The sequence below is a fragment of the Protofrankia sp. CiP1_Cm_nod3 genome (assembly GCF_982290655.1).
Genome location: NZ_CEVIVD010000170.1, coordinates 2227 through 8805 on the forward strand (window position 1 = coordinate 2227; position 6579 = coordinate 8805).

Consider the following 6579-nt stretch of genomic DNA (forward strand, 5'->3'; position numbering starts at 1 on the left):
CCGCGCGGCGCCGTCCGCCAGCGCGGCGGCCGGCTCACCGGGCAGTTCGACCGTGGCGGTCAGTGCCAGCGCGCCCGGGCCGTAGAAGAAGGCGCGCCGGCCCCGTTGGAAGCCCCACAGCAGGTCGGACAGCGCATCGAGCAGCGTCGACTTGCCCGCTTCGTTCGCCCCGGCAACCACGGTGAGCCCCGGGCCGAACTCCACCTGACGATCCTCGAAGGCACCGTAACGGTCGAGGCGCAGCGACCGGATCCGCATCAGTCCGTCACTCCCGCCAGCCGCGCCAGCAGCTCGGCGCCGGCCCGTTGCGCCAGATCCTCCAGAACCGCGCCGTCGCGCGGGTCGAGCAGCTCGGCCGTGCGCAGCTGACGACCGACGGTACGGTCCACCGGGTCGGCGAGCCCTTTTATGCGGTCGACGTCGGCGGCAAGGCCAGCCGTGGCCGACCGGATCGCGGCGATCAGCTCCGGGTCGACGCAGGCCGGTGGGCCCGGACGGGTCACCCGGACCGTCACCTTTTCCACCGCGACCGCATGGAGACCGCGGGTGATCGTGGTGAGCTCCTCTCGCAGCCGCCGCATGTCGGTGAGTACGTCAGCGGCCCGGGAACGTCCCACGATCTCCAGCCGGACGATGACGGGCCGGTCCACGGCGTCGTCCCGCTGGGCCATGAGGCTGGCGCGGAGGCGGTCGAGCACGTCCTCCAGGGTCCGGCAGGCATCGTCCGGGCCGATGTCGACCGTCACGGTTGCCCACCGGGCCACGTCCAGCGGCTGGAACCGCAACCGCGCCGGCCGGCCGGGGCCGACGTCGACGACCAGCGCACCCTTCGGGCCGGTCTCCCTCGGGTGGCGTCCCTGGAGGTTGCCGCTGAAAGCGGCGACGGTCTCGCCGTCGCACACGGTGCGGCGGGCATGGACATGGCCGAGCGCGAAGTAGTCGTAGCGCATGCGGGCCAGGTCCTCGGGTGTGCACGGAGCGTAGGGGGCATGGCCGTCCGCACCGCTGACCGCGGTGTGCAGGAGCCCCACGTTGACCAGGCCGCGGATCGGGTCCGGATAGGCGCGGACCAGGTTGTCGAGCACCGCACGGGTGGGATAGCTCTGGCCGTGTACCGCCAGCCCGAGATCATCGTGGACCTGGGTGCCCGGGGCCTCGGACCCGAAGACCGTGACGTTCGGCGGCAGGACGAGGGCCCGGGTGATCTCGCTCTCCGCGTCGTGGTTACCCGAGATCATGAAGACGGGGATGCCCGCGTCGTCGAGGCGCGCCATCTGGTCGACGAAGCACCTTCCGGTCGCGTAGTCCCGCCAGTTGCCGTCGTAGATGTCGCCGGCCAGCAGCAGCGCGTCCGCCCGCTGGTCGACCGTGAACGTGACGAGGTTCTCCAGCGCGCGACGGGTCGCCTGGCGCAGCAGGTGAGCAAGGTCGTCGTCATCCAGCCGCGCCAGACCACGCAGCGGGCTGTCCAGATGAATGTCGGCGGCATGAACGAGACGCATGGTTCCCCCGCAAATCCGATACACGTGTGGCGAGGGAACATAGGCGGCATCGGCGTGACCGTGTGGCAGGCGCGCCGCACAGTCCGCAAGATTTATGGTCCGTTGCTCGCCCGGTGGGTTCAGATCATCGGTGAAGCGTTGGCGACGTACTGCAGCGGCGCCAACGGCAGCCATCGCCCTGCATCTTCGTACTGATTCATCTTCGTACTGACGCAACGCGGCGGCGCCGGCTGATCCCGTGAGTCTGAGGCGATCTCGGACGGGACGCCCGCCGCGGCCGCTCTGCTCACGGCGCTGTTCCAGCCCGGCCTGGCAGGGAGGGGTATGCCGATGCGCCCGTTCGCTCTCACCGCGCGGGTTGCCAAGCGGCTCCCGTCTTCGGGCTACGGTCTCGGCGGTTCCGTATCTGCTTACCGCGTTGCGGCGCGATGCCGGGTGGGAGGACAGGTCGGCGGCCTGCTGCAAGGCGGCGGCCATCGCCGCGATCGGTGGTGATGTTGCGGTCGATGTTCTTGTGGGGCAGCTGGAAGCTCTCGACGATGCCGACCTGGTCGATGACGCGGGCGATACGAGGGACGAGTACTGGCGGATCCGGTCGGCTGTGGTCCACGGTCTGGGACTGCCCGGGGCGGTGGCTGAGCCGCGGCTTCTTCGCGCGTTGGGGCATCCGGACCCGGATGCTCGTGACTGGGCGGCGACCGCCCTTGAAGCGATCGGCCGTCCCCATGCCGCTGACAGTCGGCTTCCTGAAGAGTGAGCTGAAAAGACTGGCGGTGGATGGGCACACAGGCGACGGGGTCAGGTGTTTGGTCGCTGCTGGTCGTGGAAGACCTCGTTCCGTCGCGCCCTCGTGCCACGCCGTGGACCCGGACACCACGGGACGGCTCACCCGGGCTGATCTACGGGAGCCGAAGGATTCGGACGGTGATGTCGAGAACCCGTGGCTGGCTGCGTCCCCGTGGTGAACGCGGCCAGTATGGGCCGTACCAGTACCGAGGAGAACCACGATGGCCAGGTACCTGCTGCTCAAGCATTACCGCGGCGCTCCGGCCGCGGTCAACGACGTGCCGATGGGCCGGTGGACGCCGGAGGAGATCGCGGCGCACATGCGGTACATGCGCGACTTCGCGGCCCGGCTTGAGGGGACCGGCGAGTTCGTCGACGGTCAGGCGCTTGCTCCCGAGGGGACGTTCGTCCGGTATGACGGTGCGGGGCGCCCGCCGGTCACCGACGGTCCGTTCGCCGAGACCAAGGACCTGATCGCCGGCTGGATGGTGATCGATGTCGACAGCTACGAGCGTGCCGTCGAGCTGGCCGGGGAGCTGTCGGCTGCCCCGGGGGCGGGTGGGAAGCCGATCCACGAGTGGCTTGAGGTGCGCCCGTTCCTGGCCGCGCCGCCCACCGTCATGCAGTGACCTCTGAAGGTGGACACCGTCACGCAGTGACCTCTGAAGGTGGACGAGGTCCTGCTGCGGAGTCTCACGCCGGGCGTGCTGGGGGTCCTTGTCCGCCGTGGGGCCGATTGCGCGGCGGTGGAGGACGCGGTGCAGGACGTGCTGGTCGAGGCGGTCCGGGTCTGGCCGGCCGGCCTGCGGTGGGAGCCGAAGGGCTGGCTGGTCGCCGTGGCCTGGTGTCGGTTCCTCGACGCGGCCCGGGTGGACGTCGCCCGCCGCCGGGGTGAGGGCCTCGTCGACGGACAGCCGGCGGCGGGGCTGCTCGCTCTCATGCTGCTCCACCACGCCCGGCGCGCACCCCGGACCGCGCCCGACGGCGGCCTGGTGCCGCTCGCCGAGCAGGACCGCGGCCGCTGGGACACCAGGTTGATCGCCGAGGGCGTCGCGGTCCTGCGGGTGGTGTTCGTCCGCGACCGGTCGGGCGAGTTCCAGGCCCAGGCCGTCATCGCGGCGCTGTACGCGGACGCGCCCGCCGCCGAGGAGACGGACTGGGTGCGGATCGTCGAGTGGTATGACGAGTTCGTGCGCCTGACTGACGGCCCGGTTGTCCGGCTCAACCGCGCGGTGGCCGTCGGCGGGGCCGATGGGCCGCGCGCCGGGCTGGCGGCGCTCGCGGCGCTGGACGACTCGCTGCCTCGCCATGCGGCGGTGGCGGCGTATCTCCACGAGCGGGACGGTGACCTGGTGACGGCGGCACGGCTGTACGCCGAGGCGGCCCGAAAGGCGCCCAACCTCGCCGAGCGTGACCACCTGACGCGCCAGGCCGCCCGGCTCAACGCCCGCCGGCGTCGACCGCGACGTGCCGCTTACGACCCTTGATCTTCTTCCACGGCGGGAAGTCGGCGGGCAGGGCCTGCCAGGCGATCCCGCCGCGGAGCAGGTAGAAGATCGCGTCCAGGAGCAGGCGCCGGTCCCATGATCGAGCGCGTGGGGCCGTTCGCATCGTCCGGAGGTTCCGCCCAGTATCTGACACCTTGTGCCGACGCCGTCGACGAAGGGGCCGGGCGTGTCAGTGGTGGTGGCCGTGCCGGCCGAGGGTGTCCACGGGGGTCGCGCCGGGGCGGGTCCACTGCGGCACGGGGCGGCTGGTCGGGCCCCAGGTGGCGTTCCCGTCGGCGTCCGTGCGCCAGTACCAGCAGATCGGCGCGCCATGCCCACCGACCGGTGAGTCCGCCTGGGGGGCCTCGGGCCAGCCGGCGGGGTCGTCCTCCCACGCCTCGCGGCGGCCGTAGGGCGTCATCGGGTCTGCGGCGTGGATACCCCGCCGTTCACGGCGGGGAGGAAACGCCGCTCCCTTGTGGTGGGCATCAGGTGGCATCCGTGTCATAAAATCCTGATATGTCCCGCTATCATCTCTATCCGACCGCCGAACAGGCGGCGGCCCTGGAGCCGCATTGCGGGCATGCGCGTTTTGTATGGAATCTGGCGGTGGAGCAGCGGCAGTGGTACCGGCCGGGGCGTGGCGCCGTGCCGGGGTACCACGAGCAGCGCCGCCAGCTCACCGCGACCCATCATCGCTCACAGCAAGGACGCATCGGGCAACGGAGTCGTTCACGCAGGGGAGGACGTCAAGTCCTGATTCCGCTGGATGCAACAGATCCTTCTCGGTCTGTGCGCCGGGTGAACGTGGCGCGGTAGGCGCTGGGTGTGAGCCCGGTTCGTCTCGACAGGTGCTGGCGGAGGGAGTCGGTGGTGACGAGGCCGCTGAGCCGGGCGACCTGGTCCATGGGCAGGTCCGTGCTCTCCAGCAGTTCCCGCGCCCGGTTCACGCGTTGGTGGAGGAGCCATTGCAGCGGGCTGAGACCGGTCTCCGCGTGGAATCGACGGGTCAGGGTGCGGATGCTGGTGCGGGCGTGGGCGGCGAGGGCCGCGCGTGTGAGTGGTTCGTGCAGCCTTTCCAGTGCCCACTGGCGGGTGGCGGACAGCGAGGTGCCGTTCTCGGGCGGCAGCGGCGATTCGATGAACTGCGCCTGCCCGCCGGGCCGCACCGGTGCCGCGACGACCAGTCGGGCGATGTGGTTGGCCACCGCGGCGCCGTAGTCGGTGCGCACCAGGTGCAGGCACAGGTCGATGCCGGCGGACAGCCCGGCGGAGGTCAGCACGTTGCCGTCCTCGACGTACAGCACGTCGGGGCGTAGGTCGACCCTGGGGAAGCGTCTGCGGAACTCGTCGGACCTGGCCCAGTAGGTGGTGGCGCTGCGGCCGTCGAGGAGTCCGGCCTGGGCGAGGACGAACGCTCCGGTGCAGATCGAGACGACGCGCCTGCCCGCGGCTGACGCGTGGCGCAGCGCCTCGAGGATGCGCGGGTCGATGTCCTCCCGGGCGCTGGTTCCGGTGACGATGACGGTGTCGGCGTCGTCGAGGGCCGCCAGCCCGTGGGGGACGGCGACCTCAAGGCTGCCGCTGGTGGCGACGGGTCCCGGCTGGACCGTGCAGATGCGCACCTCGTAGCCGGGGCGACCGTCCACGGTCATCTCACCGAGTACCAGTTCGGGGATTGACAGGTCGAACGTGGTGGCCGGGGGGACCGCAAGGACGGCGACCTGATGCATGGCCCGAACCTCCAGGAGTATGGCATTCAGGCCACTACCTTACGGCTCCCGGCGCGCGCAGGGTGGTAAGGACGCCGCCGCGGCCACCGGCTCGGTGGCCGCCACTCCACCTCCACGATCTGGGAGAGAACGCGTGTCCTTGCATGTCATCGTCGGTGCCGGAGCCACCGGATCAGCTACCGCCCGCCTGCTGGCCGACGCCGGAGAGCAGGTCCGCCTCCTCACACGCCGCGGCAGCGGGCCGGAGCACCCACGGATCGAACGTGTCGCCGCCGACGCCACCGACACCGCCCGGCTTGTCGAGCTGGCCACCGGAGCGGCTGTGCTGTTCAACTGCGCCATGCCGCCGTACGACCAGTGGCCTGCCCTGTTCCCGCCCCTGGCCGCCGCGCTGCTGGCGGCGGTGGAACGCGCCGGTACGGACTACGTCATGCTCGGCAACACCTACGGTTACGGGCCGCTCGACGGCCCCGCCACCGAGGACCTGCCCATGGCGCCGACCAGCGAGAAGGGCCGTGTCCGTGCGCGGATGTGGCACGACGCCCGCGCCGCTCACGACGCGGGCCGGGTACGCGTGACCGAGGTCCGCGCCAACGACTACCTCGGCGCCGGCGCCTACTCGCCGTTCACCCTGATGGTGGGGGCGCAGGTGCTGGCCGGTGTGCCTGCCTCGTATCCGGGCGACCTCGACGCGCCGCACAGCTGGTCCTACACCGGTGACGTGGCGCGCACGCTCATCGCCGCCGCCGGTCATGACGAGTCCTGGGGGCGGGTCTGGCACGTGCCGTCCACGTCGCAGGCCGCGGTGCGCGAGCTGGCCGGCCGCCTTGCCGAGACGGCCGGTGTGCCCACCCCCCGGCTCCAGCGCATGACCCTGCGGGAACTCCAGGACATCGGGCGCACCGACCCTGTCGTGGCGGAGGTTCCCGAGATGCTGTACCTGTACGACCGTCCCAACATCCTCGACGCGTCGTCGGCGGTGAAGACCTTGGGCGTGACGTCCACGCCGCTTGATGACGTCCTGGCCGAGATGGCCGCGGAGCATGCCCGATCCACGCGCTGACGGCTTGG

The 6579-nt window shown here is 71.2% G+C and carries 10 protein-coding genes; 5 read left to right on the top strand and 5 right to left on the bottom strand.

Annotation, left to right across the window (positions count from 1 at the left end):
- Both AC5LUJ_RS21350 and AC5LUJ_RS21355 read right to left on the bottom strand, forming a co-directional pair.
- Nucleotides 1-258 (bottom strand): AAA family ATPase (locus tag AC5LUJ_RS21350; RefSeq protein ID WP_493465596.1); only part of this gene is annotated, 258 nt, incomplete at its 3' end.
- Entirely contained in the window at nt 258-1502 is a 1245-nt protein-coding gene (locus AC5LUJ_RS21355) for a metallophosphoesterase family protein (RefSeq protein WP_493465597.1), read from the bottom strand. The genes AC5LUJ_RS21350 and AC5LUJ_RS21355, both read right to left, overlap by 1 nt.
- A 418-nt stretch (nt 1503-1920) precedes the next feature.
- On the opposite strand from AC5LUJ_RS21355, the gene AC5LUJ_RS21360 reads away from it, so the two are divergent.
- The 3 genes from AC5LUJ_RS21360 (at nt 1921) to AC5LUJ_RS21370 (ending at nt 3775) form a co-directional block, all read left to right on the top strand.
- On the top strand, nt 1921-2259 hold the full coding sequence (locus tag AC5LUJ_RS21360) for a HEAT repeat domain-containing protein (RefSeq protein WP_250283848.1): 339 nt from the start codon (nt 1921-1923) through the stop codon (nt 2257-2259).
- A gap of 250 nt (nt 2260-2509) precedes the next feature.
- A complete protein-coding gene (locus AC5LUJ_RS21365; protein ID WP_250283846.1) occupies nt 2510-2917 on the top strand; it encodes a YciI family protein in 408 nt (135 codons plus the stop codon).
- 39 nt (nt 2918-2956) lie between these two features.
- The gene (locus tag AC5LUJ_RS21370; protein ID WP_493465598.1) at nt 2957-3775 is read left to right on the top strand and encodes a DUF6596 domain-containing protein; all 819 of its coding nucleotides are present in this window, start codon (nt 2957-2959) and stop codon (nt 3773-3775) included.
- On the opposite strand, the gene AC5LUJ_RS21375 is transcribed toward AC5LUJ_RS21370, so the two are convergent.
- Entirely contained in the window at nt 3729-3899 is a 171-nt protein-coding gene (locus AC5LUJ_RS21375) for a transposase (RefSeq protein ID WP_493465599.1), read from the bottom strand. The genes AC5LUJ_RS21370 and AC5LUJ_RS21375 overlap by 47 nt on opposite strands.
- A gap of 66 nt (nt 3900-3965) precedes the next feature.
- Nucleotides 3966-4196, bottom strand: a complete 231-nt coding sequence (locus AC5LUJ_RS21380; RefSeq protein ID WP_493465600.1) for a hypothetical protein — start codon at nt 4194-4196, stop codon at nt 3966-3968.
- Between the two features lie 98 nt (nt 4197-4294).
- Between AC5LUJ_RS21380 and AC5LUJ_RS21385 the strand changes: the two genes are divergently transcribed.
- Entirely contained in the window at nt 4295-4594 is a 300-nt protein-coding gene (locus tag AC5LUJ_RS21385) for a helix-turn-helix domain-containing protein (RefSeq protein ID WP_493465601.1), read from the top strand.
- Here AC5LUJ_RS21385 and AC5LUJ_RS21390 read toward each other — a convergent pair.
- Nucleotides 4525-5508: a GlxA family transcriptional regulator gene (locus tag AC5LUJ_RS21390; RefSeq protein ID WP_493465602.1), complete on the bottom strand. Its 984-nt coding sequence runs from the start codon at nt 5506-5508 to the stop codon at nt 4525-4527. The genes AC5LUJ_RS21385 and AC5LUJ_RS21390 overlap by 70 nt on opposite strands.
- A 133-nt stretch (nt 5509-5641) precedes the next feature.
- Between AC5LUJ_RS21390 and AC5LUJ_RS21395 the strand changes: the two genes are divergently transcribed.
- Nucleotides 5642-6571, top strand: coding sequence for an NAD-dependent epimerase/dehydratase family protein (locus AC5LUJ_RS21395; protein ID WP_493465603.1), 930 nt, complete (start codon nt 5642-5644; stop codon nt 6569-6571).
- The last annotated feature ends 8 nt before the right edge of the window (nt 6572-6579 follow it).